Source organism: Bradyrhizobium sp. Ash2021 (assembly GCF_031202265.1).
Lineage (GTDB): Bacteria > Pseudomonadota > Alphaproteobacteria > Rhizobiales > Xanthobacteraceae > Bradyrhizobium.
Map to the genome: position 1 here is coordinate 1385008 of NZ_CP100604.1, position 23273 is coordinate 1408280.

Annotated in this window: 25 protein-coding genes and 1 pseudogene; 12 read left to right on the forward strand and 14 right to left on the reverse strand. The window is 60.1% G+C overall.

Annotated elements, in window-relative coordinates; translation table 11 throughout:
• The first annotated feature begins 65 nt into the window (after positions 1 to 65).
• Together aspA and NL528_RS06590 are read left to right on the forward strand one after the other, a co-directional pair.
• Positions 66 to 1523 (forward strand): aspartate ammonia-lyase, encoded by a 1458-nt coding sequence (gene aspA, locus NL528_RS06585; protein WP_309181886.1) that lies wholly within the window; start codon positions 66 to 68, stop codon positions 1521 to 1523.
• Between the two features lie 121 nt (positions 1524 to 1644).
• Positions 1645 to 2834 (forward strand): IS3 family transposase gene (locus NL528_RS06590; protein ID WP_375143898.1). Its coding sequence is split into 2 segments (ribosomal slippage): positions 1645 to 1894 and positions 1894 to 2834, totalling 1191 coding nucleotides; the frame shifts between segments, so codons are not numbered across the junction.
• Between the two features lie 64 nt (positions 2835 to 2898).
• On the opposite strand, the gene NL528_RS06595 is transcribed toward NL528_RS06590, so the two are convergent.
• The gene (locus tag NL528_RS06595; RefSeq protein WP_309181887.1) at positions 2899 to 4095 is read right to left on the reverse strand and encodes an outer membrane beta-barrel protein; all 1197 of its coding nucleotides are present in this window, start codon (positions 4093 to 4095) and stop codon (positions 2899 to 2901) included.
• Here NL528_RS06595 and NL528_RS06600 point away from each other — a divergent pair.
• Positions 3979 to 4245 carry a hypothetical protein gene (locus tag NL528_RS06600; protein ID WP_309185370.1) on the forward strand — a complete coding sequence of 89 codons (267 nt, stop codon included), beginning with the start codon at positions 3979 to 3981 and terminating at the stop codon, positions 4243 to 4245. The two genes, NL528_RS06595 and NL528_RS06600, sit on opposite strands and share 117 nt — an antisense overlap.
• A gap of 346 nt (positions 4246 to 4591) precedes the next feature.
• On the opposite strand, the gene NL528_RS06605 is transcribed toward NL528_RS06600, so the two are convergent.
• Positions 4592 to 5563 (reverse strand): AraC family transcriptional regulator, encoded by a 972-nt coding sequence (locus NL528_RS06605; RefSeq protein ID WP_309181888.1) that lies wholly within the window; start codon positions 5561 to 5563, stop codon positions 4592 to 4594.
• 210 nt (positions 5564 to 5773) lie between these two features.
• Between NL528_RS06605 and NL528_RS06610 the strand changes: the two genes are divergently transcribed.
• From NL528_RS06610 to NL528_RS06625, 4 genes are all read left to right on the forward strand, one after another.
• Entirely contained in the window at positions 5774 to 6550 is a 777-nt protein-coding gene (locus NL528_RS06610) for an outer membrane beta-barrel protein (RefSeq protein ID WP_309181889.1), read from the forward strand.
• A gap of 237 nt (positions 6551 to 6787) precedes the next feature.
• Complete coding sequence (locus tag NL528_RS06615; RefSeq protein ID WP_309181890.1) at positions 6788 to 8032, forward strand: integrase family protein; 1245 nt, start codon at positions 6788 to 6790, stop codon at positions 8030 to 8032.
• Positions 8033 to 8175: 143 nt separating this feature from the next.
• Positions 8176 to 8571 carry a hypothetical protein gene (locus NL528_RS06620; RefSeq protein WP_309181891.1) on the forward strand — a complete coding sequence of 132 codons (396 nt, stop codon included), beginning with the start codon at positions 8176 to 8178 and terminating at the stop codon, positions 8569 to 8571.
• Positions 8572 to 8657: 86 nt separating this feature from the next.
• Positions 8658 to 8807 carry a hypothetical protein gene (locus NL528_RS06625; protein ID WP_309181892.1) on the forward strand — a complete coding sequence of 50 codons (150 nt, stop codon included), beginning with the start codon at positions 8658 to 8660 and terminating at the stop codon, positions 8805 to 8807.
• A gap of 93 nt (positions 8808 to 8900) precedes the next feature.
• Here the strand turns inward: NL528_RS06625 and NL528_RS06630 are convergent, their stop codons facing one another.
• A complete protein-coding gene (locus tag NL528_RS06630) occupies positions 8901 to 9089 on the reverse strand; it encodes a hypothetical protein (protein ID WP_309181893.1) in 189 nt (62 codons plus the stop codon).
• A 476-nt stretch (positions 9090 to 9565) separates the two neighbouring features.
• Here NL528_RS06630 and NL528_RS06635 point away from each other — a divergent pair, with 476 nt between their 5' ends.
• The gene (locus tag NL528_RS06635; protein ID WP_309181894.1) at positions 9566 to 10138 is read left to right on the forward strand and encodes a hypothetical protein; all 573 of its coding nucleotides are present in this window, start codon (positions 9566 to 9568) and stop codon (positions 10136 to 10138) included.
• Between the two features lie 168 nt (positions 10139 to 10306).
• Here NL528_RS06635 and NL528_RS06640 read toward each other — a convergent pair whose 3' ends face one another.
• On the reverse strand, positions 10307 to 10852 hold the full coding sequence (locus tag NL528_RS06640; protein ID WP_309181895.1) for a hypothetical protein: 546 nt from the start codon (positions 10850 to 10852) through the stop codon (positions 10307 to 10309).
• Between the two features lie 117 nt (positions 10853 to 10969).
• A complete protein-coding gene (locus NL528_RS06645; RefSeq protein ID WP_309181896.1) occupies positions 10970 to 11155 on the reverse strand; it encodes a hypothetical protein in 186 nt (61 codons plus the stop codon).
• A gap of 275 nt (positions 11156 to 11430) precedes the next feature.
• On the opposite strand from NL528_RS06645, the gene NL528_RS06650 reads away from it, so the two are divergent.
• Positions 11431 to 11868: a potassium channel family protein gene (locus tag NL528_RS06650; protein ID WP_309181897.1), complete on the forward strand. Its 438-nt coding sequence runs from the start codon at positions 11431 to 11433 to the stop codon at positions 11866 to 11868.
• Between the two features lie 392 nt (positions 11869 to 12260).
• Here the strand turns inward: NL528_RS06650 and NL528_RS06655 are convergent, their stop codons facing one another.
• The 7 genes and pseudogenes from NL528_RS06655 to NL528_RS06680 form a co-directional block, all read right to left on the reverse strand.
• Positions 12261 to 12701: a hypothetical protein gene (locus NL528_RS06655; RefSeq protein ID WP_309181899.1), complete on the reverse strand. Its 441-nt coding sequence runs from the start codon at positions 12699 to 12701 to the stop codon at positions 12261 to 12263.
• A gap of 261 nt (positions 12702 to 12962) precedes the next feature.
• Positions 12963 to 13235, reverse strand: coding sequence for a hypothetical protein (locus NL528_RS06660; protein ID WP_309181901.1), 273 nt, complete (start codon positions 13233 to 13235; stop codon positions 12963 to 12965).
• A 215-nt stretch (positions 13236 to 13450) separates the two neighbouring features.
• Positions 13451 to 13933: a phage terminase small subunit P27 family gene (locus NL528_RS06665; protein ID WP_309181902.1), complete on the reverse strand. Its 483-nt coding sequence runs from the start codon at positions 13931 to 13933 to the stop codon at positions 13451 to 13453.
• Between the two features lie 105 nt (positions 13934 to 14038).
• A complete protein-coding gene (locus tag NL528_RS06670; protein WP_309181903.1) occupies positions 14039 to 14692 on the reverse strand; it encodes a hypothetical protein in 654 nt (217 codons plus the stop codon).
• Positions 14693 to 14752: 60 nt separating this feature from the next.
• Positions 14753 to 15358 carry an HNH endonuclease gene (locus tag NL528_RS46955; RefSeq protein WP_375143987.1) on the reverse strand — a complete coding sequence of 202 codons (606 nt, stop codon included), beginning with the start codon at positions 15356 to 15358 and terminating at the stop codon, positions 14753 to 14755.
• A 34-nt stretch (positions 15359 to 15392) separates the two neighbouring features.
• A pseudogene (locus tag NL528_RS06675) lies at positions 15393 to 15841 on the reverse strand (IS3 family transposase); the annotation flags it as partial.
• Between the two features lie 920 nt (positions 15842 to 16761).
• Positions 16762 to 18528 (reverse strand): AAA family ATPase, encoded by a 1767-nt coding sequence (locus tag NL528_RS06680; protein ID WP_309181904.1) that lies wholly within the window; start codon positions 18526 to 18528, stop codon positions 16762 to 16764.
• 579 nt (positions 18529 to 19107) lie between these two features.
• Between NL528_RS06680 and NL528_RS06685 the strand changes: the two genes are divergently transcribed.
• The 3 genes from NL528_RS06685 to NL528_RS06695 all read left to right on the forward strand — a co-directional run bounded on the left by NL528_RS06685 (position 19108) and on the right by NL528_RS06695 (position 21893).
• Complete coding sequence (locus tag NL528_RS06685; RefSeq protein WP_375143988.1) at positions 19108 to 19506, forward strand: amidase family protein; 399 nt, start codon at positions 19108 to 19110, stop codon at positions 19504 to 19506.
• The gene (locus NL528_RS06690; protein WP_309181905.1) at positions 19469 to 20704 is read left to right on the forward strand and encodes an IS701 family transposase; all 1236 of its coding nucleotides are present in this window, start codon (positions 19469 to 19471) and stop codon (positions 20702 to 20704) included. The genes NL528_RS06685 and NL528_RS06690 overlap by 38 nt, the downstream gene beginning before the upstream one ends.
• 151 nt (positions 20705 to 20855) lie before the next feature.
• On the forward strand, positions 20856 to 21893 hold the full coding sequence (locus tag NL528_RS06695; RefSeq protein ID WP_309181906.1) for an amidase family protein: 1038 nt from the start codon (positions 20856 to 20858) through the stop codon (positions 21891 to 21893).
• Positions 21894 to 21943: 50 nt separating this feature from the next.
• Here NL528_RS06695 and NL528_RS06700 read toward each other — a convergent pair whose 3' ends face one another.
• Together NL528_RS06700 and NL528_RS06705 are read right to left on the reverse strand one after the other, a co-directional pair.
• A complete protein-coding gene (locus NL528_RS06700; protein WP_309181907.1) occupies positions 21944 to 22753 on the reverse strand; it encodes a hypothetical protein in 810 nt (269 codons plus the stop codon).
• Between the two features lie 179 nt (positions 22754 to 22932).
• Positions 22933 to 23142 carry a hypothetical protein gene (locus tag NL528_RS06705; RefSeq protein ID WP_309181908.1) on the reverse strand — a complete coding sequence of 70 codons (210 nt, stop codon included), beginning with the start codon at positions 23140 to 23142 and terminating at the stop codon, positions 22933 to 22935.
• Positions 23143 to 23273: the final 131 nt, after the last annotated feature.

A 23273-nucleotide genomic window follows, 5' to 3' on the forward strand; every position in this document is an offset into this window, starting at 1 on the left:
TTGGAAAGACCGCCCCTTCCTGATCTTATCGGGAACTCACGAACACCCCTGACGAGAGGGCTCCGATGAGCACGCGACGCGAACACGATCTTCTGGGCGACCGGGATGTACCGGCAGACGCTTACTACGGCGTCCACACGCTCCGCGCGGTGGAGAATTTTCCGATCAGCAGCACCCCTATCTCGATCTATCCGGATCTCGTCACGGCGCTGGCCTCGATCAAGCTGGCGGCGGCGAAGAGCAACCGGGAGCTTGGGCTACTGGATGCCAAGCTGGCCGATGCCATCGTCGCCGCTGCCGAGGAAGTGCGAGCCGGAAAATGGCACGAGCAATTCGTGGTCGATGTCATCCAGGGCGGCGCCGGCACCTCGACCAATATGAACGCCAACGAGGTGATTGCGAACCGCGCGCTGGAGCTATTGGGCCGGCCGAAGGGCGATTACAAGTTTCTGCACCCCAACGAGCACGTCAATATGAGCCAGAGCACCAACGACGTCTATCCGACCGCGCTCAAGATCGCGGGCTATGCCGGCATCATGCGCCTGGTCGAAGCCATGGCGGTGCTGCGCGAGGCCTTCGAACACAAGTCCGATGAGTTCAGGGACATCATCAAGATGGGCCGCACCCAGTTGCAGGACGCGGTGCCGATGACGCTGGGACAGGAGTTCTCGACCTACGCGGTGATGCTGGGCGAGGACGAGCAGCGGCTGAAGGAGGCGGTGCTCCTGATTTGTGAAATCAACATGGGGGCCACCGCGATCGGCACCGGCATCAACTCGCACCCGGACTATGCCGGGCTGGTGTGCCGGCATTTGCGCTCGGTCACCGGCATTCCGGTGGTGACTGCGACGAACCTGATCGAGGCGACCCAGGACTGCGGCGCGTTCGTGCAGCTCTCCGGCGTGCTCAAGCGCGTGGCGGTGAAACTGTCGAAGACCTGCAACGATCTGCGGCTGCTGTCGTCCGGCCCGCGCGTCGGCCTGGGCGAGATCAACTTGCCGCCAATGCAGGCCGGCTCCAGCATCATGCCGGGCAAGGTCAATCCTGTGATACCCGAGGTCGTCAACCAGATCGCCTTCGAGGTGATCGGCAACGACGTCACCGTGAGCTTTGCCGCCGAGGCCGGCCAGTTGCAGCTCAACGCCTTCGAGCCGATCATCGCCCACAGCCTGTTCAAGAGCGTCAATCATCTGCGCGCCGGCTGCCTGACCCTGGCGACGAAATGCGTCAGCGGCATCACCGCCAACCGCGAGCATCTGCGCCGCGGCGTCGAAAACTCGATCGGCATCGTGACCGCGCTCAACCCCTATATCGGCTACGCCAACGCCACCGAGATTGCCCAGCAAGCGCTGGTCACGGGCGCCAGCGTCTACGACCTGGTGCTGGAAAAGAAGCTTCTGACGCGCGAGCAGCTCGACCAGATCCTGCAGCCGGAGGTGCTGACGCAGCCGCGGGCGTTCGCGGTGACGTCGGTGGCGGGGCAGCCGCAGGTAGAGATGGTGGCGCCCAAGGAGATCGGGTGAGACGGTTCGCTGTTATGTCGGTCGTCATGCACTCCAGACGACACGGGCGAGAACCTGTGACCTTGCCCCTCGGGCTTAATCCAGTTTGAAGTTCGCTCTGGCCCAAGACGAGGACCAGAGCATGAAGCGCAATCGATTTACAGAAGAACAGATCATCGGGATTTTGAAGGAGCACGAGGCCGGGGTCCCGGTCGCCGATCTCTGCCGCAAGCATGGCGTCAGCGACGCCAGCATCTACAAATGGAAGGCCAAATTCGGAGGGCTGGACGTCTCTGAGGCCAAGCGGCTGCGGTCGCTGGAGGACGAGAACGCGAAGCTGAAGCGGCTTCTGGCTGACGCCATGCTGGATAATGTGGCGCTGAAGGATCTCCTGGGAAAGAAATGGTGACGCCCGCGGGGAAGCGGAAAGCTGTCGCTCATCTGGTGGAAGCCCACGGGATGAGCGAACGGCGGGCGTGTAAAGCCATCGGCTGCTGCCGCATGACCATGAGATATCAGACGACCCGGGCGGATGATGCCGGCATTCGTCAGCGCATGAAGGCGATCGCCCAGGAACGCCGCCGTTTCGGCTACCGACGCCTGCATGTTCTGCTCAAGCGGGAGGGCTACGTGATCAACCACAAGAGGCTGTTCCGGCTCTATCGTGAGGAGAAGCTGGCGGTGCGCCGCCGTGGCGGCCGCAAGCGGGCCATCGGAACCAGGGCGCCGATGCTGGTTCCGATGGCGCCCAACGAACGCTGGTCGCTCGACTTCGTGTCGGATCAACTCACCGACTGCCGCCGCTTCCGCATCCTGACCATCGTCGATGACTGCACCCGAGAAAGCCTGGCGCTGGTGGCCGACACCTCGCTCTCCGGGGTCCGCGTGGCGCGGGAACTGGATCGGCTGATGATCGAGCGCGGCAAGCCGAAGATGATCGTCAGCGACAATGGCAGCGAGCTTACCAGTAACGCCATCCTCACATGGGCGGACCAAGCCCGCGTCGAATGGCATTACATCGCGCCGGGCAAACCCATGCAGAACGCCTTCATCGAGAGCTTTAACGGCCGGCTACGGGATGAATTGTTAAACGAAACGCTGTTCTCTTCGCTGGCGCAGGCTCGCGTTGCCCTTGGATGCTGGCGCGCCGACTACAACGGCTCACGCCCCCATTCTCAGCTCGGATGGAAGACACCTTCCGAGTACGCCTTCACCTGCAATCCGCGCCGGGATCTGGCGCTGCGCTATGCCGATGGCTCCGCGCCAGCTCCCGTCGCTACCACCGTCCAACCGGGCAACCCAAACGCCACGAGCGAACTCGGGATTGGATAAAACTTGGGGGCAAGGTCACCTGCCCCCGTTTCAAGTGCGGGGCAGGCTTTCGCGTGAAAACGCTCTAGTTTGCACCCAGCTTGTAGTTCAAGCCGGCGCGGAAGATGTCGTCCCGGAACGAAGATTTGACCGAGAACGAGTTATAGAAAATGTCAGTGACCGCAAGCGAGTTGGTGGTGCTGCCGAGATCGAGATGAAGATATTCGGCTTTGACGGTCCAGTTGCCGACAAGCCGGGCTTCGATGCCGCCACCGCCGACCCAGCCGCTGCGGGTCTGCTTCGAATGCAGGGTGAAAATGTCGCTGGATACCAACGTGCTGGTCTGTTCGATCTCGCCCCAGGCGCCGCCGCCAGTCACGTAGAACAGATAACCGTCGTTGGCCCAGCCGAGGCGGGCTCGCGCGGTTGCAAACCAGTTGAGCCGCTGCGCCTCGCTATCGCCGGAGATGCAAGCCTGGCCGCAGCCGACGTCATCCTGACGGGTCCATTGCGCGTCGGCCTCGACGCCGACAACGACATGCTCGATCTGCCAGTTGAAACCGCCCTGGCCGCCAGCCAGGCCGCCCCACGGTCCGAGCTTCTGGGGGGCAAACGAGGAGACATTATTGGTGATGCCGGGTCCCGGCGGCAGCACCGCAGGATCGATGAAATTGGTTTGCTGGAACGTGGTGTTGCCGGTGCCATAGCCGCCGTTGATGCCGAGATAGAAGCCGGTCCAGCGCCACGCCGCGGCCGATGGATCGATCGGCGCGGGAGCCACCGCCGGCGTGTTCCAGAATCCATAGTTCAGACCGACGCGGGCGATGTCGTCGGTGACGCGGGTCTTGGCCAAACTCATGACATCAAAGCTGACGCCGGCGACGGGTCCTCCGACGATGTGGCTCGTCGTGGTCGTGCCGTTGAAGTCGAGATGCAAATACTCGACCTTGGCGCTCCAATTGCCCCACAGCCGCGCCTCGATGCCGCCGCCCAGCGCCCAGCCGGTGAGCACATTGTTCACGGCGACTTCGCCGCGCGCCTCATCGATCTGGCCCATCGCCGTCTCGCGCACCCCGGCCCACGCCGCGCCGCCCGTGGCATAGATCAGGTAGCCCTCGTTGGCCAAGCCCACCCGGCCGCGCGCGGTCGCGAACCAATTGAGCTCATGGCGCATCGAAAAGGCCCCGACCTCGCCGTTGAAGTTGAGAACACATTCGAGGCCGCCGCAGCCGGTATCCCGCTGACCGGTCCACTGTCCGTCGGCTTCGACGCCCAGCACCACATGACCCAACTGCCAGTTGTAGCCGAGCTAACCGCCGGCCACGGCCCCGCGCGGCAGAACATGGCCGACGCCCGGGAGCTGGGCAGCGCCGACAAAATTCTCGTCGAAGTATCGTTGCCAAAACTGTACCCGGCGTTGACGCCGGCGTAGAAGCCGCTCCAGCTCCAGGGAGGCACAGGATGCGCCTTGAAGAACGCCTTGACCGGAAGATCGGCGGCGTTAGCTCCGATCGCCGTCGCCAGCAGCACCGTGCCGGCCAGAACAACCTGTTTCATTCCCACTACATTCCCAGTGCTGGCGATGTCCGATCTGCCGCCAGGAAGACGCCCTCCGAATCCAAGGCCCCCGCCGTAGCATCATAGTCACAGCCGGAACGAACTGCCTGTGGCTCCATTGCAACATTGGGTTGTTTTCTGCATCGAGCAGGCCGTCCGCCGGACGTGGCGCGCTTGCGAACAAGATGATGAAGCTCTTCCGCCGTTCGAGTACCCAAGCCTCACTGCTCGCGTCGCGCCTTGTTGCGGACGTCGGAGGGTGTCGCGCCATAGCGCCGGCGGAAGGCCCGATTGAAATACGACAGGTCGCCAAAACCAGCATCGAACGCAACCGAACTCACGGTTCGGTTCGACCATCGTTGGCCGGTCAGCATCTGATGCGCCCGATGAAGCCGCTGGGCCAGCACGAATTCGGAAAACGTCGTCGCATCGCTCTCGAGCAGCATGCTGACGTAGCGCGGTGTGATGCCGTTGCGCAGCGCGACGGCATCGATCGAGAGATCGCGGTCGGCAAAATTCCTGACAATGTCGGCCTTGATCGCCCGCAGCCGCGCGGCGGGAATGCCGCGGTGGCTTGCGATCATTTCGGCATCGCGCGTCCCACCGATCGCCAGCACCGCCAGATCCTGCAGATGGCTGGAGATCAGGCTTTGGAGCTCCGGCGTCGCCAGCATGGCCTCGTTCTTCAACGCGCTGGCGTAATGCACCAGTAACCGCAACGCCTCGGTGTCTGCCGGAATCGGCCGCATCGCGGCAGCGTCAAGATCGGCGATCATCGGCGCGATCTTGTCGAAGGGAAGACGGAAGTTGACGAATTCGGAGGTCGAATGAATGGCGCAGCGGCTGACGTCGGTCGTGCGCGTGAGCGCGGCCATGCCGCCGCCGATTGGGATTTCGCTGTCGCGTACATGAAGAACGCTGCCGCCGGATAGTGCGACCGTCAGAATGAGGTCGTCGCTCTCGATCATCTGCGCCGTGCGCAGGCAATCCATCGCGGAACAGGTGCCGGACGCGAGGCCGAAATCGGGCAGCACCCGGAACACCATCTCTATATTGAAGGGAACATCGGGCAGCAGATCGAATTCCATCTTCATCAGCGACCGCCCGATCAATTCGCGCGCAGCCTCGACACGATCCCGCTCCGCAAACTGATCCGTCGATAATCTGAAGAAGTTGCCCGGCGGGGAATTCATGAATCGATTCCGTTGCTGCGCCACTCTAGGCCATGCGGCATCGCGGCAACACAACAATTAAACTTCCGCCAGTTCCGTCCAGTCCTGCCGTTGTTTCCGCATGGTCCAAGACCGATTCCGCGGCGCCGATTAGCGTAATTCCGCGAGCGCGAAAGAGTCGCGCTGGGCATGCCAACAGCGGCTGCCGTTTACAGGATTGGTCGGGGTCTCATGCAAAAGCTGCTTCTGTTGGGTATTGCGCTCGTTGCCGGCATTGCAAGCGGGCCGTCGGACGCTGCCGATCTGCGGACCTCGATGTCGATGAAGGCGCCGGCCATGGCGCCCATCTACACCTGGACGGGCTGTTATATCGGCGCCAATGCCGGCGGCGGCGAGCACCGCGACAGCTTTACCGACGTCGATCCGAGGCTCGCCCTAAGCTCGCGTCCAAATATTGATCTGGGGTCCGAACGTGCGACGGGCGCCATGGGCGGCGGCCAGATCGGCTGCGACTATCAGGCGGGCAATTGGGTGGTCGGCGCGCAGGGCATGTTTGACGCCACCGACTTCAAGGGCCGCAATCACGTCGTGCCCGGCCCCAGCGACCCGCAGTTTGGTGACATCTACGATCTGAGTTCGCGCGCGTCATGGGTGGCGACCGCGACGGCGCGTGTCGGCTATGTGGCCCTGCCGCAACTGTTGGTCTACGCCAAAGGCGGCGCGGCATGGGTGCGTTCGGACCTGAATTATTCGATCACCGCAATGGGTCTTACGAACACTTACACCGGGGCGGAGACGCGCACCGGCTGGACGGCCGGTGCCGGCCTCGAATACCTGATCGCGACGAATTGGTCGGTCTTCGCCGAATACAGCCACATGGATTTTGGATCCGGCACGCTCGATACGACACTCAGCACTAATCCGTCGCCGGTGCCGGTCCGGATCGGTCATCGGATCGATTCCGTGATGCTCGGCCTCAACTACCGGGTCGGTTCGCCGGGGCGGTGACGGGCCGGCATCGCTTCCCTGCTTTGACACCGTGTAGAAGCTCGCAAGGGCGGATTAGCGTCAGCTAAATAAATTTGAGATACGCAGTGTGACGGCCTGATACGGTGTGGGACTAGGAAACCCCTTTAGTTATAGGCTTTCGGACGTATCTCGACCTTGTCTTGTCGTCACTCAGCGTACCATAGTGTATCGCCCTTTTTGTTAGCCACGCTAACAGCAGCCCTGAGAGACGTCATCATGAAAGTGAAGCTCACCGACACCGGCCTCCGGTCCTACCAGCCGCGCGCTACCCAGTACGCCATCGGCGACGCCGCCTGCCCCGGCCTCTGCATCCGCATCACGCCGAAGGACATCAAGACGTTCGCCTTCGCTTATCGCGACAGCGGCACGGGCAAGGTCAAATGGCTCACGTTCGGCCGCTACCCGGACGTGCCGCTGGCCAGAGCGCGCGAACTGGCGAACGACGCCCGCAAGATCATCGCGGCGGGCGGCACGCCGGTAACGCCCAAGGCCGAGCGCGTCGAGGCAGAAAAAAAAACTAAGACCTACGCCGAAGTCGTCGCGCTCTATGACGACGGCAAGCTGGCCTCGCTCCGCTCCGGGAAAAAGACGCTCAAGACGCTGGAGCGGATCGGGCGCGTCTACGGCTGGAACGACCGGGCGCTGTGCTCGATCACCGACGACGACGCCGCCAATATGCTGAAGGACATCGCCGTCAAGCGCGGCAAGAAGGCAGCGGCCAACCAGACCAAGCATATCCTGCACGCGCTGTTCAAATGGTCGCGGCAGCCCGGTCGCAAGTTTACGACCGTCAACCCGTTCTCCGACCTTGCGGCTCCCGGCGGTGCCATCGCCCCGCGCGCCCGCTTCCTGAGCAGCGACGAGATTCGGAAGGTCTGGCGCGCACTGGATGAGCCGGAACGGTTCAAGGTCTCGCGCGACGCCGCCACCGCGCTGCGGCTGATCCTCGTCACAGCGGCGCGTCCGGGCATGGTGGCGGGCATGGTTGGCAGCGAGCTGCGGGACCTGACCGGGCCGAGCGCGCACGGTCCGCACTGGTCGCTGTCGGCCGAGCGCATGAAGGCCGGGAGCGCGTTCCTGACGCCGCTGACCGGCTTGGCGCTGGAGCTTCTGCAGCCGTCGCTGCAGAGCGCTCCGGACGTGCGGCTGTTCAGGCAGGTAGGCGGACGCAACCAGTTGCACGAAGCGGCCAAGCGCATCGTCGAAGGACTCGGCATGCAGCGATGGACGCCGCACGATCTGAGACGCACGGCGGCGACGATTCTCGATAGGTCCGGCTATTCGCTTGAACAGATCGGCGCGATTCTCGCCCATACCCGCAAGGGTGTGACGGCGGTCTATGCGCGGTGGGAGAAGTTCGGCCTGCGGCGCGAGATGGCGATGGTCATCGAGCGGTCGCTGCGCGAGACGCTGGACGAGACACCGGAGGACAAGCCGGAAGCCGCACTGCTCGCCGCCTGATCCGGCGTCCGACACAGGTGAAACGGTCATTCCTCACCAGTCGAGCCGCTTAGTAGGCTTTACGTTGGCATCGGGAACGCTCTAGCACTGGCTTGGCAATCCCAGCAATCGAGCGGTTCCCCGGAAATTTTGGAGGTAAGCAAATGAAAAAGATTTTCTTGATGGCGTGTGCAGGGGCGATGTTCGCAAGCATGTCGGTTGCGTCAGCAGAGCAACAAAATGAATGGGGCTATACCGGTGATGACTATACCGGTCCTTTCACAACGCAAACACTGTACTCAATGTGTTCGGAAAAAAAGACTAGGGATAAATGTTTAGCATATATCCAAGGACTCGAATACGGAATTGCTATCAGCAAATCCATGGCAGAGAAATCCCCAAGTTTGCGGTTTTGCCCACCACGAATGACACCCGAAGAAGCACGTATCCAAATACTTCAATTCATCGATGGCACTACTAAAGGCAAACCGTCAAATAACAAGGATGCGGGTGATTGGATGGCATACATGGGAATTGTTGCTGGCAAGATTTGCAAGTAACCAAGGATGACGACGCGAGATTATATGGAAAGGGGCGGCAGCGATCCGCCCTTTTTTTGCGCTCATATCGCGAGGCGAGCCCGCTGGTGCGTCGATCACCTCGCCCGGTGTCTGGTAGCCCCGACGTCGATCGAACGCATGGCCGGGCCGCCCGCGCGCCGCGTTCGGGCAAGCATGATGTTGCCGAGATCGACGCGGAGATCAGGGCGGTGCTGACGGAAACCGGCACTGGCTAATTCCAGAACCCGAGTGCATGGGCCCTGCACTGACGAGCGCGTCTGGGTCGGTGCCGTTGCGACTGATACCAATCCCGCTTTGACCAAGTCGGACTAGCGTTCAGTGTGACCGTCGTCCTTTCCGTGAAAGCGTTTGGCTTCCTCTAGCGCGAGCAGCCTTGCGAGCATCCGCCGCTGTTCGTCCGTGATGCTCGGATCGGCAACCTGTCGCTTGACGATGATCAGGTTCGCATAGTGGATGAACTCTTCCATCGATCCCACGAGCGCCTCCCTGTACGCCATTCATGATTTCGGTGCGCATGTGGTCGCGCCCCCCCCAACAACAGTCCCACAACTGGGCGGCAGCTACGGGACCGTTGCCTAGGGCGTATCGGGCTCGGGTGATACGCACGCCCATAAAAGGCGACAAAACCGAAGCGCGCAATTGTCCCTAGGGACAATTACTGGTTAGGCGCGCCGTTACTCAGGCCAGCGCGCTATGGCGCTGGCCGAGACCTTCCGCGAGCGGAAAGTGCGGCAGGCGAAGCGGGGCAAGACTGTCGACGAGATCATCGAGGAACGGCTCGCGGCCTGATCGAACGAAATTGGACACTGTGTCCGATTTGACCAGCCCGGTCAGCCCATCGCTGGCCGGGTTATTTTGAAACGCCGTGAAACGAAAAGTGATCGATTTCATACGACACGCTGTCGTAGCGCGACGTTGATCGCGCTGCTGTCGCATGCGTGACTGCCGACGACGATCGGGCGAGGTGTCGTATATGGCAGAGGCCAAACCGAAACGGCGGAAACCCGCCGCCAAACCGCGACGCGCCCTCAACGATCCAAAACATACCGCCTGTCACGAGGCTGGCCATGCCGTGATCGCGCGCGTCCTGACCTTGGCCTGCGGCGGCGCATCGATTGCGATGGATCATGACAGCGCGGGCCACGCGATCATCCACAATCCCTATCTGACGCTCTATCAATGGGAGCAGCGGGGCAAGTTTCGGGTGGCCGACAACGCGGTTTGGTACGGCTACATCATCGCGCGGATGGCAGGAGCCGAGGCCGAAGCGTGCCTGCTCGGAAAATGTCTGGGCGGCGACGGCGACGACCGCCTCGTGATCGAGCAGCTGCTCGATGAGATCACCGGATGTCCGGATGTCCAATTGCCATCTGGCGTCTGGACCTACTCCAACGAGAAGCGTCGCAGTGCGATCCTGAGGCGACTGCGCAAAATGACCGGCGCACTGGTGCGCCGTCACCGTGCGCGGATCGAGGCGGTCGCCAAAGCGCTGCTCGCCAAGCAGACCTTGAGCCAAAAGCGGTTGGATGCGCTAACCGGTCTTTAGCAGCGGCCGCTGGTGCGTGGATCGTGTTGGCCGGTGTCTGGTAGCGGCGACGTCGATCGAACGCATGGGCGGGGCGCGTGCGGCTCGCGGCGCGGCTGCCACATCTGAGCAAGCAGGACGTTGCACCCGACTGCTCGTGCCGACGGGTGCGTTGATCGTACAAAACGCTTAGCCGCAAACTTGAACCCGACGAATGCGCCAGCCGTGATGGGTCAGCACTCGGCGACGGACGAGGTAGCAGCCGCCATCATCGTAATAGCCATCATCGTAATAGCCGTCGTTGTAGTAGTCGTCGTCGTCGTAGGGGTAGCCGCCGAAACCGGTGAACACTACAAAACGATGCCTGTGGAACCCATGACGGAAGCCACCGTCATGAAAGCGGCCACCGTGAAAGACGGCGAAGTTACGTCCTTGAAACCCGCCGCCCTGAAAGCCTCCCCCACGGAAGGCGGCAACACCACCTCCGTGAAACCCGCCGCCGCCAAAGCCGCCGCCGTGGAAACCGCCACCACCAAAGCCACCGTGGCCGCCGCCAAAGCCGCCGCCACCAAAGCCACCGTGGCCGCCGCCACCGCCACCGCCCATGCCGCCACCTCCGTGGCCACCGCCGCCTCCACCGCCACCGCCACCGCCGCCGCGAGCGAAAGCTCCCGTGGGAGTGGCTAAACCAATTGCAGCCAGCGCCATTAAGGCAATTATCGTTTTGCGAACCATTGTTTGTCCTCCCTTGGAGATCGCCCCAAACGGTATACCCTTGCACAGCGGGATTATTTCGAGGATCGAAAAGGGTTTGAGTAAACTACAAGTGAAAGGAGCAGCTTTTTCGGCCTATCATTCCTCGTCCGGATGAACCCATACGTAAGGCGTGATCACGCGGGTCTCGGTCAGCCGGATCATGTGAACTGGCGGCGCGTAGCTGCCATTCTTGCCGGATCGGCATTTTTGGCGACGCCAGTTGGCCGCTGATGCGTTCGCTCGCTGGCCGGTGTCTATAGCGACGACGTCGATCGAACGCATGGGCGGGGCGCGCTGCGAGGCGGGGCTGATCCGCTGCGCGGACTGTCGGCCGTCCGCTCCGGCGGAGTCTGCTTTCGAGGGCAAAGCGGACGTCGGGCGCCTTGTCTTTGGCACCCTTACCAGCCTTGCTGGCGGGTGGGGCAGGAGCACGGCCGGACCATCCCATTAGCGGAAATCTCCGAGCTAAATTAACTCCCTCACATGTTCAAACTGACCTATGCTAATTTGCGTCTTGCGAATAGGCACTCTGCCGTCTTTACGAGATCCTGATCGTCATGCTGATCCAATTTCTAGTAGGCGGCGTCGTTAGTGTTTGTAACATTATAATACATGCGTTGGTGATGACCGCGGTAGTGCGTGTAGTACAAGCATCGCATGCAAAGAAAAGAAGCCACCCGTCGCTGCTCCTGATCATCACTATGACTGCAACTGTTTCGGTCTTGATGGCGGCGCATGCTTTCGAAGTGATTGTTTGGTCGCTGGCTTATTTGATTGTTGGTGTTGCGCCCGTCGGCTCAAAACTCGTGTATTTCGCATTCGTGAACTACACGACACTCGGCTATGGTGATGTCATACCGGTGGAGGACTGGCAGCTGCTTGGTCCCATGACGGCGATGAATGGTGTGCTATTATTTGGATGGTCGACGGCCGTTATTTTTGAAGTGCTGCGAAGAACAATGATGATTAGTTCTAACACCGCCGTCTCTGAATAGCGGGGCGTTCAGATTGACCAAATAAGCGATACGATGTCCGGCAGCACTTTTCGGACATGCCGGTGTGGGCCCTCCACGTCCGCTTTCAGGGGTGAAGCGGCCTTCCGGCGTTCAGCGCGGCCTTCAGTCGCTGCTGCAACCCGCGACTCGTCACTTTTTATGAACATGTCTCAGACCGCCCGCGGACGTCGCTGATGCGTTCGCAAATCTTCCTGCATTGGCTATCGTCGAACTCGTTGGAATGCCAGTTGACGTTATTGTGGCGGTGCACTCCGAGGGACAGTTCAAGCTCGACAGTGTGGTAGGATGTGGTCTTCGGCCTGAGATGGGTATCGCTTCCGCCTACGCTCGGTGAGCTACGGCGGACGAGTCGCTCGACCCATCCTGCGCGCTCAGTACGGAACCCATACGTCTGTTACGACGACGTCAGTGGCAGGATACCAATAGCAGTACTCGTCGATACCGGTTTCAAAACAGTATCCATAATAGACCTCCACCTGCGCGAGTCGAATCGGACCATTCGCTGCAATCTTCACGGTACCGGCGTCTCCACTCGCCAGTTTTTTGTTCGACTTGACTTTTCGCGCCGGCAGGTCGCCCACGCTCATTCCGACCACCTTGTCGTTGCTCACCTCTGCGACGACTGCATTGAGACCGATTTTGCCGACCTCATGTTTTCCATTTTGGTGGAGCTCGGGTCCAAGAAGGTTGTGACCATCGTTGTGATGCTGCATTTTTGGCTGAGCAAATCCGGCGGTGACTAGCATGCCGGTGCCAACGATGAGCATGCCTGTGCCAACGATGAGCGTCACGAGGTTCCGGCGATTGAACATTTGGTTTCTCCATGTCGCACGATTCATGAACTGCGCGCTGCGATCCTGAACCCCTTTGGTTTGACAATTTGATAGCGACACGAGGGTGACAGAGCGGTCGGGGTCTGGCAAAGGTGTTCTCAGGTGTCAGACACCGTTTCGGGGGTTCGCGCGTCGGCCGCTGTGTCGGGTGCGGCGGGGTTCGGAAAAACGCATGGGCGGCGGCGCGGACTTGGCGGCTGCTGGTTGATCGAAGCTGCTCGATCGTCGATGGCGCGTTGACTAGCAGCCGCGGCAGATCGACTTCAGCTTGCCGTCGAGTTTTGAGTTTTCGACGGCAAGTATGTCGACCAACTGAGCTTGATCGGCGGGAGAGTTTGTCGCAGCAGTCTTGCCTGTCACGGCCGGGGTTTTGGGCGCCGCTTCGGGCGGTGTCAACCTGTCATAACATGCAAGGCGATCACTGGCCTTTGGTACGAACTGGCACTGCGTCGTTTGCGCGATCACCGGTCCATGAAATGCAAAAATCAAAGCTGCCGCCGCAAGCAATCGCATTTTTACCCTCCTCATTTTTACCCTCGCTAGCGAAGCTTTCAGGGTAAACAGCTGCGGAAAATCTGTCCAGCGCCCAAATGTCCGCTTTCAGGGGTGAAGCGGCCTTCTGGTGTTCAGCGCGGCCTGCAGTCGCTGCTGCAGCTCTCGGCCGCCATGCCAGCCGCAGACCGCTGAACCAGCCGCAGAAGTCGAGATGACTGAGCGCTGTGCCGGCGCTATCCAAGCAGCCCGTCGAACTTCGACGGCGCAGATGGCGGCTTGACTCCAGAAAGCCTCAGCCGTCCGGTAGGCGTCAGACCGAACTGAGCGCCGATGCGCTGCATGTCGTTCATCGCTTGGCTCGCGATGCGCAGGAGCGGGTTGGTGACCTGACTGCCTGCGCTTCCCTTGATCGTCAAGGCATGGCCACGCGGGTCTCGTTTCGCCATTTCCTCTATGGCCTCCTCGGCCTGCCGCAGCTGGGCTGCGGCGCTGCAGTAGGCGCTGAGTGGGCCGATGTCGAGAACAGTCAACAAGTTCAGCCGATGCAGCTCGGGCGCAATGTTCTGCCACTCCTCCTTTGCGTAGGCGTTCAGGTGCCGAGGCGGCGGAGGACATTCCTCAGGACATGCAGGCTGGGGCGGTGAGCGGGCCGGACGCTTGCCCGGGTTCCCCTTGAGCAGACTTAGACGTGGATGTTCAGGCGGCGGACCGGGCATGAGAGCCTCCTTTCCAGCCTCACATGGAGCAATCTACCACGATTTACTCGGGTCTGACCGAGATCATCCGCTTGGTTAAGCCAGAAAGCGGGCCTTGGCGCTTGTCTATTTCGACTTTGTGCGGCGCGTAGGCGGATTCACTGCCTTCTCCACGCGCTTGGCGAGGCCTCGCTCCAAACCTCTAGAGATACCGAGCACCGTACCCATCACCAAAATCCCCGCGGGGATGGTGAGTATCATGACGTAAGGGTCATTGGTGAAACTTGTCCCTAGCAACACCCCCAATGATGTAGAGGTCGCTCCATGAACCAAGCTCAGTAGCTTTTCGGCGACTGGTGGCGAGCGCTCGATTACGATGTCCGATTGCAAGATTGCCGTAGCCAAAGCTGGTCGTGGAAAGACTCCGGATTCTTGTACGCTGGTCCAACGTGGCGAAAACCGGACGCTATCGATGTAGTCGATCACCTCCCTTGGATTGCGGTTCTGTAGCTGCATTATGGCACCTAAGCACGCGAATGCATTGATGCTCTTCCTGACCGGCGAGGCTTGCCCCACTTCGTCGAACAGCATGACGTGTTGGAGTTCTCCTAGGAAGCCACCGACACTTTGTGTGTCTTTTAGCCATACGGCGCTCAAGCTCCGAAGAGGGCGGTCATTATCAACCGACTGCAGAAGCTGTTGCTCATCAATGTAAAAATCTGTGCGGATGACGCGGTGGAGTGGCAACGGAATGCCCCCACGCTCGGCCTCAAATGCCATCTATTACCCCTGTTTTTGCCGCAGCCTTCAACTCAGTGTCGTTTGCAGCATCTATGGCTATTATGCCGCTGCTCTACGGTTTTTCCTGTTTCCCTTCGACGAATTGTGCCGTCTGCACATCAGAGCAGCATTCTCCAACTGACTCCGTCCACCCCTGCTGTACGGATCGATGTGATCGATTGTAAAATCGTCCCAAGTCAGTTTGGCCGCGCATCCCCCATGGGAGCAAACGCGGTTCAACGTGGTCGTTGCCAGTGAAGTAGCTCTTCTAAGTTGACGACCGTCGAAGGAATTCGTTTGCATAACTCTGTCCAAAGCGGTCTTTTTGTTCAAGACGTCTCCTTGAACCAGCGACAACATCAACTCTGACGTAAATTCTACGTGTTTCATCCGATCAATCTGACCGGCAGTAAAAATTCCATTCTTCAAAAAGTGCTTCTTGAACCTATTTGCTAATCGGGAAGCTTCCTTCAGAAACGGACTGCGATAGTAACGGGCATGTCGCGTCTCTTGTCGTGTGAGCGCTTTGCCGGTTGAGTTTATTCGAACGAAAACTTCTATAATTTCGCCCAGTTCACCGTCGACCTCGATAACAGGTATCTCATACCCCGTAATAAGGTGTTGAAGGCCTTTTCTCTTCAAAAGAGGCCAATCAATCCACTCCATATCATCAGAGCCCGGCAGTTGAGTGCGCGCATAGCCGCATCAAACGCTCGATCCGATGCAGTCCACACAACCCGCCTTCCGCCAACATGTCGTGCCACACTCGCCTCGCGCCATAGGTTCGATCGCTGGCGAGGAAACTGGCGCGAACCTTCGCGCCCAACTCCTCATCGCTCCGGCTGCGTTGGCTGCGCGGCCGTGTCAGCCAGGCATAGAACCCACCCCGCGAGACACCGAGCGCCCCGCACAACCATTCCGCCGGCCAGATCCCCCGGTGCTTCGCGATGAAGGCGAACTTCATGTTGATTCCTTCGCGAAGTAGGCCGCGGCTTTTTTTAGGATGTCCCGTTCGGCTCTCAGCTTGGCGACCTCGCGCTTGAGCTGCGCGATCTCCAACTGCTCCGGCTTCATCTGGCCCTGGCCGGGGAATGCATGCTGCGGATCGTCCGCCAGCTGCTTCACCCAATTGCGCAACTGCGTTGGATGGCGCCGTTGCCGATAGCGTCGTGGGCTCGCACGACAACATCATCGAGCGGATGAGTGTCTGCTCTTTGGAACGCCACTGAATCGATGATTGTACCAGGCAACCCTCGTGGGGCACCTCCCGCTAACATCGTAAGCAGGTAGTGAGCACCGACCTGTCCTTCGAAGTGGGCCCCTCCCGGCCCGGCAGCGGCAACTGGAGCAGCCCTCTTCAATCGATCCTTTCCCCCTCAGATTCGGGCGCCACTATAGTTGCATTTTTCGACGAGCGCCATTGCCAGGCGTTCTCGGTACCGACGCTGTTTCCGAGCCCGGTAATCCGCGAGCGATCGAAGGCGTTTCTGCATCTCGCCTCGTTATATCTGGGCCTTTCGTCGCGCCCGGGCTTGTTCGATAGGAATGATATTCTCACTCCGGAACCAGCGTCGACCGTTTAATCCGGTGCTCATTTTGCCGGTCTGGGCCAGTCGATCCTCTTCGTAGATGCAGTACCTCCGAGAGAACGATACATCGTCTTCGTCCTCATCGTCGCTCTCTGGTCGATTCCATACCATCTCTAAACCTTCATCTGTAGATATCCCTCACCTTATTAATTGGTGAGAAGTAACAAGAGAGAAGAAGATAAGAAGGGGACCGGGTGGGCAAGGTTGCCCATGTCACCTGGGCAAGGTTGCCCAAACCCCGGCGGTTTCCGCCACTTTTTCGCGGCCAATTCCTTTGCGCCGGGATGGTTCGTGTTCAGTGGGCGCGGGGGGCAGGTCCAAAAGCCGGAGGTCGTGGCTTTTGCGAGCGCGGGGCCGCTCCACTTTTAGCGGCCGCAAGTTAGCGGAGAATTTTCCGCACGCTTGAAATAGCTGAATAATTGCGTTCATTGCGGCGCTGCTGCTATGGCCAAGTTGCTCTTTCCCCTTGTATGGCAGCTGCTACGGTTTGCAGTATTTTCGGAGGTCGGTGAGGTGGGCTAGGTCCACCACTTCCATGAGGTGCACCAGCGCTGCATTCGCGTCCCGACTCTCCTCCACCGTCACCGACGATTGTGCGATCAAATCGTCCAGACTGTCAGAATGTGACTCGACCTGAGAAAGCCGCTCCAACGCGTTAAGGCGGTCTCGGTCCAAGTCATTGTGACGCCCGCAAAGTGTTTTGAGCTTATCGCTTAAGTTGCCATTATGCGGGAGCTCGTAGCCCTCCGCAACGGCGACGATCGTCAGTTCGCCGTGACCGAGATACGATTTGACCAGCGCATTGATCTTGTCGGCGGCGGCCCCGTGCTGCTGGACCTTTGCGCGCAGCGCGACGATGTCCCCTTCCAGCTTTTCGACTGCCGCCTTAGCTGCAACCTGTTTCGCCGTAGCGTCGGAAATCTCGCTGACGTGTTTCGCGTAGTCGTCGGCACTGGTGGCCACGAAGTGTTGGCGAATTGCTTCTCGGGCCTTTTTCTGATGTTCGTTGAAGCCGTCGACCATGTCGGCGTGTTGCTTGCAGATCGCATTGACCGCGTTGCAGCTCTCATCGAGCAGCTTGATGCGAGCCCTCACTTCTTCGGCCGGTGGAAGCGCCATCGTGACCGGACTAGTTGGCGCGCCCTTACGTTCGCGAAATGCTTTTAATGCCGTCACCAACAGGGGACTGACATTATCCAGCGCAGCGGTGAACGCAGACGCGGCGGTTTCAAACGGCGGCTGAAATTCGGCTGATAGTTGGGCGGCGGCCGGTATGGCAGCCTTCGCGATAGCCAGAGTTTCCACGCAGTCACCCGCGTGATGTGCGGCAGTGTTCAGTTCGGTGATGAACTTGGAAAAGTTGTCGTCAAAAGCCTCGGTGAGCAGCTTTTTGCGCTCATCGGTAATCGCTTTGCCGCAATACAGGCACGACTTCAAGTCGTGGCCAACATGGTACTCGTGGCCTTGCTTGACCCAAGGGACCATTTGCGGATGGACGTCGAGCCCCTCCACGACGATGCTCCCGACGGATTTTGGAGCGAGCTCAACGGCGGCCTCAATCAGCTCCAGCAGCGAGGAAACCGGAACTTCAACGAGTTTGACCTTGGCAGGAGGTTCGGACCGTGCGCAGGTCGCAGTGGCGGCGTCGAGATCGGCATCGCTCAGCTTGTCATCTGCCGAGGCACCTAGCTTGTCCACGTCTGCGACGAACTGCGGTGCCTCGTATCGGGCAGCCTGACGTAGACGTTCGGAGACGGTTCGCGCGAGAAGCCGCTTAAACTCGTTGAACGCCTTTTCACGCTCCCTAAAGACCTTCGCCTCGCCCTCGTGCTTCGTTTGCGCGGTCGGAAAGGTCGCCTCAAGCGCCTTTAGCTGGTCCGCCGCCTCCGCTTGGTCAGCGCCGATATAAAAGACAGGGTTCGCCATGCCAGTTTCCCAGCGGAAGTTCTCGGCGATGAAGTCGTTGTTGAAAACACAGACGCGCTTCTCGAGGCCGGTCAGCGCCTTGGGATAGCCGAATTTCGTCCCATCAGACATCTCGATCTCGAATGTGCACCCTTCGGGAAGTCGGTCCTGCTTCTTGCCGTGTTGAAGTGCCGCGAATGTACGGGAAAGGGTGGACTTTCCTGAGCCGTTGAAGCCGTAGAAGAGATTGAACCGCCTAAGATCAAGGCTCGGCGTGACCGCTTTACGCTCCGCCAATACGGCTGCGCCTTTGAGCAGACGAATGTTCTCGATGATTGTCACGGCCGCCCCCCAGCCAGTTTTCTTCTCCCTTAGATTGATTCGCCAAGGGCTCGGAGGCATCAATACTAAAATCAAGTACAAGTTGTAAAGCAGGCTTGAGGGGCGTCGCTCGTTGCCGGGTCTTTCTGCCGATAGCCGCGCCAGAGCTAGGGAAACCGTGGTAGCCTATCCGTCTTGCGCAGGAGGAGAGTCGCCTCATTTTGTGGAGGGGGACATACAGTCTAGCGGAAGTCATGTGCTCGGCCTGACAGTCGTCACCCATTGCGGCGGAGTGAGGTAGGCCAGCAGTCCCGCCGGCCGGCATGCCCGAGCAAATAGAGGGCGTGTCCCGCAAACTGAGAAGCCCTGCGCTCACTATGACGACGATGCCAAGAAGGTGGTTCGTCGAAACGATTGATTGCCCGACTCGATCAATCCGCATCGTCGGCGCCTCACGCTTATGTGTCCGGGGACGCCGCGCCGCCGCGAGAATCTGTATTGAATTACGATCGTAATTTAATATTATGATCGTAATGGCATCGAGCTGCGCCGCCGTTCGCGGCAGTGAGATGCCGCGTCTCAGCTCTTTGCGAGGATTCCATGGACGACACGACCGCCACTTCACGCCACACCGCATCGCGAGAAACCACGAACCTCACCTCGCTTGGGCTCGCAGCCGTTGCAGCCGCAGTTCGGAACGGCGACATCACGTCGGAGACCTACACCACGGCGCTTCTGCAGCGCGCCCGAGCGCTTGCCGAGCTCAATGCCTTCATCACTATCGACGAGGCCGCCGTGCTCGCGGCCGCGAGGGACGCGGACAAAGCGCGTGCGGCCGGGTCGGCGGCCCCACTCCTGGGCGTGCCGCTCGGGGTGAAGGACAGCTATTTGACGAAAGGGCTGCCTACGAGCCTAGTACTACAGTTGCCTTCTCTCTCGATTTCTGAATCCATGGGCAACCATGATTCGCAGATCGTGGACGCAGGCAGCGTCAATTGAAGAGACGCTTGCGCTGTGGGCGGCGTCGCTTCGTGAGATCAAGAAACGGATACGTCCGTTATTCAATCAAAATCGTGTTGCGAGGAATGCAGGCTTGTTTCTCGAGAGTCTGCTCGGGGATGAGCAACGCAAAACCGGTTGGATGCGAGCGGAAGCGGCTGGCGATCCCGGCCCTTGGCGGCAACAGGCGATCCTGGGTCGCAGGGATTGGGATGCTGACGGCCTGCGCGATATCGTTCGCGATTATGTCATCGAACATTTGGCGGATGACGACGCGGTCCTCGTGATCGACGAGACCGGCTTTCTCAAGCAGGGCAAGGCGTCGTGCGGAGTGGCGCGGCAATACACTGGTTCCGCAGGCAAGATCACGAACTGCCAGATCGGCGTCTTCGCTGCCTACGTTTCGCGCCACGGTCATGCCTTCATCGATCGCGCACTGTATCTTCCAAAGGAATGGACCGACGATCCAGGTCGCCTCGAAGCCGCATACGTGCCCCCCGATGCCGGCTTTGCGACCAAACCAAAGCTTGCGACGCGAATGATCGCACGCGCCATAGCCGCGTCTGTCCCGTTCAAATGGGTTGCTGGCGATACTGTCTACGGTGTTGGCGATATTGAGCAGCAGTTGCGTCGCGCAGGCAAGGGCTATGTACTCGGGGTCAGCAGCGCTCATGTATTTCAATCCTGGGGCAAGCGGCGATCCGTTGCCGGCACGGCCGCCGACATCGCCCAAACGCTGCGCGCGTCCGACTGGAAACGCCTCTCGGCAGGGGCCGGAACCAAAGGACCGCGGCTGTATGATTGGTGCTATCTCGAATTGGCTGATCTCGAGGTTGAAGAATTTTACAGCGCAAATCACGGTCTTTGGACGCGAGGTCTGCTGATCCGTCGTCGCATCGCCGATAGCGATCTCGCCTTCTTCACCACCTGGTGCCCAACGGCAACATCGATCGAAACGCTGGTGACGGTCGAAGGCCATCGGTGGGCGATCGAGGACAGCTTTGAGACTGCGAAGAACGAGTTTGGTCTCGATGACAACGAGAGCAGATCCTGGCATGGCTGGCACCGCCACGTTTCCCTGGTGATGCTCGCCTTCGCCATGATGGCGGTGATCCGCCATCGCGCCAATCCACCGCCGCCAAAAAAAACGCAACGCCGAACTACGGCAAAAACAAAAGCATCGCTATCCCGCCGTTGATCCGTTGGTCAATCCAGGAAGTTCGCCGTATCGCTATCAGGCTCGCGCGAAAGCGCATCCAACCCGCACACATCATCGCATGGTCACTCTGGCGCCGAGCTCACCAAGCCGCTGCTCAGCGCGCTCACTTCAAATCAAAACGGCAACTGTAATGCTAGGTCTCGACGGTCTCGCTCACTTCGTGCCGCGGGAAGACGCGGACGCTGTCCGCGCCATCAAGGGTGCGGGCGCTCTGGTCTTCGGCAAGAACAACCTCGTCGAGATGTCCTACGGGTTGACCGGTCACAATGCCCGCTATGGCCAGGTGAAGAATCCGCTCGCCCGCGATCGCGTTTCGGGCGGCTCCTCGAGCGGCTCCGCTGCATCCGTCGCCGCCAACATCGTGCCCGCGTCGCTGGGAGGCGATACCGTCGGATCGATTCGGGTGCCCGCATCGCTCTGTGGCGTGGTGGGATTCAAGCCTACGACTGGGCGATGGCCGCGCAATGGCGTCGCGCCGATCTCGCATACCCTCGACACAACGGGCGTGTTCGCCCGCAGCGTTGAGGATTGCGCTCTTATGGATCAGGTGGTGACCGGTGAAAGGGCCGTGGAGCCATCCGGGCGCGGATACGACGTGAAGCGGAGGCGGCTGGCCTACGCGCCGCGGCAATTTCTCGACCTGGTCGATCCAGAGGTCGAGGCCCGTTTCCGCGAGGTGGTGCGGCAGCTGCGGGAAGCCGGCGCCGAGGTCGTGGAGGTGGACCTGGGCGACGACTTCGGTGCCCTCACTCAGACCGCGACCTGGAGCATTTTCTTCCATGAGACAATGGGCGCGATCTCGGAGTTTCTTCGCGGCTACGATATCCCAACCACATTCGAGGCGATCTACGAGGGCATCAAGCCCGAGCTTCGGGAGGTGTGGGGGCACATGGTCCTACCGGGAGGCGGAGGTGCTATCTCAGCAGAGGCGTATCAGACGGCGCTCGTCGTGAGCCGCGCTGAAATCCAGCGCCGGCTCGATCAGGCGTTCGTTGGCCACGGGGCGGAGGCCATCCTGCAGCCAACGACGCCCTGCACGGCACCTTTGATCGAACAGCAGGCGAGCTTCCATATCGCGGGGCGGGAGGTTAAACGTGGCGCCGTCGAATCTCCAGCCTTTGACGCCAAGCAGGAAGTAAGCCTCAGTGGATGCGCGGAGATAAGTTAATTCTCTGACGCGTTTCAAGTCGTCGCGGTGAAACGGTTGGATTGCTTCCTTCATGCGCCTGTCTCCGAAAAGAATTGCTCGAACGCCGCACGGAGCGGAATGGTCTCACTAGAGCCGTCCGTGTAAAGGAGATTGAGATTGTACCCGGCATCGATATCGGTGCTGGCGATGCGAGGCGCACTCGCGAGTGGCCCTGTCGGGCCGCGCTCGCCCTTCGGACCTTGTTGCCCGCGCTTGCCGGCGGAAGCGACCAGCTGCCAGTTCTCGCCCGGGCATGGGCCGGGATCGTCACGCAGCGCGACAAAGCTGGACCCATTGAGCATGGTGATGTCCAGCCGCTTGTAGTCTTTTGAGGGATCATAGGTGCCGCGAGGCCGGAATGTACGACCGTCCTTGCCATCTGCGCCGGATCGCGCCAAGCAGGTCCAGTCTTCACTCTCCGGACAGGGTGCTGTCGCGGTGTCACGTTTGGCCTGATAGCTGCCGGTCTGATCGGTAACCACGTTGCCGCGATAATAGACGCGGCCGGCGTTGTACGACTCGACCATCGGCAGCGAACCGGGCTCGCCTTTTTCGCCGCGCGGACCCGCCGTGCCATCGGCGGGCTGATTGATCAGCGCCACTCGGTCTGTGATCTCGGCGCGCAGTTCAGCACGAAGCTCGGTGCGGATTTCTTCACGCATTTCTACCTTGGCCGCGCGGATGTCGGCCAGCGCCGCTTCCAACTTCGCCGAATTACCGTCCAATGCGCGTCGAAGATATTTGTCGGCTTCATCAAACAAGCGGTCGAGCTGCTCGTTGATGGCCTCGCCAACTCCCCCGATGACGCCATCATGAATCGCTGCGATCTGCTCGCTCACAAGGTTCTGTACATACTGCGCCCATGAGGCCTGAATGGCCTCGGTCGAGATCGTAGCGGCGGCATTTGGGCTATCCTTGGCCGCGGTGTCATACCTGGTGGCGTTGCTTATAACGCCACCGTAGCGCGATTTGCCGGACATCGAGGCCTCCTCTCGGTGCTGCAGCGTAGACTATAGCACTACAGTCCCAGACGTCGACGCCAGATCAGATCGACGATGCGTCGCTTCTCTTCCTCACTGCGGTAGTGCCAGAGATCGATGATGTTTGGTGACCGAAACCAGCGGAAGCTGCCATCAAATAGCGGCGGGGGATTTCGATTGCGTCGCTCCTCCTCCGGCAAGATTTTCTGGCGACTGAAGGCCTCGTCAATCAATCGAACAGGAGCCATTGGTTCCACGTTCCCATTTCTAATACCAATACTACTAAGACAAGAGATCAATATAAGAGAACACAGGACCTGATGTCCGTCTAAGGGACGATCACATGACCGTTTAAGGGACAGTGCATGGCCGTTTAAGA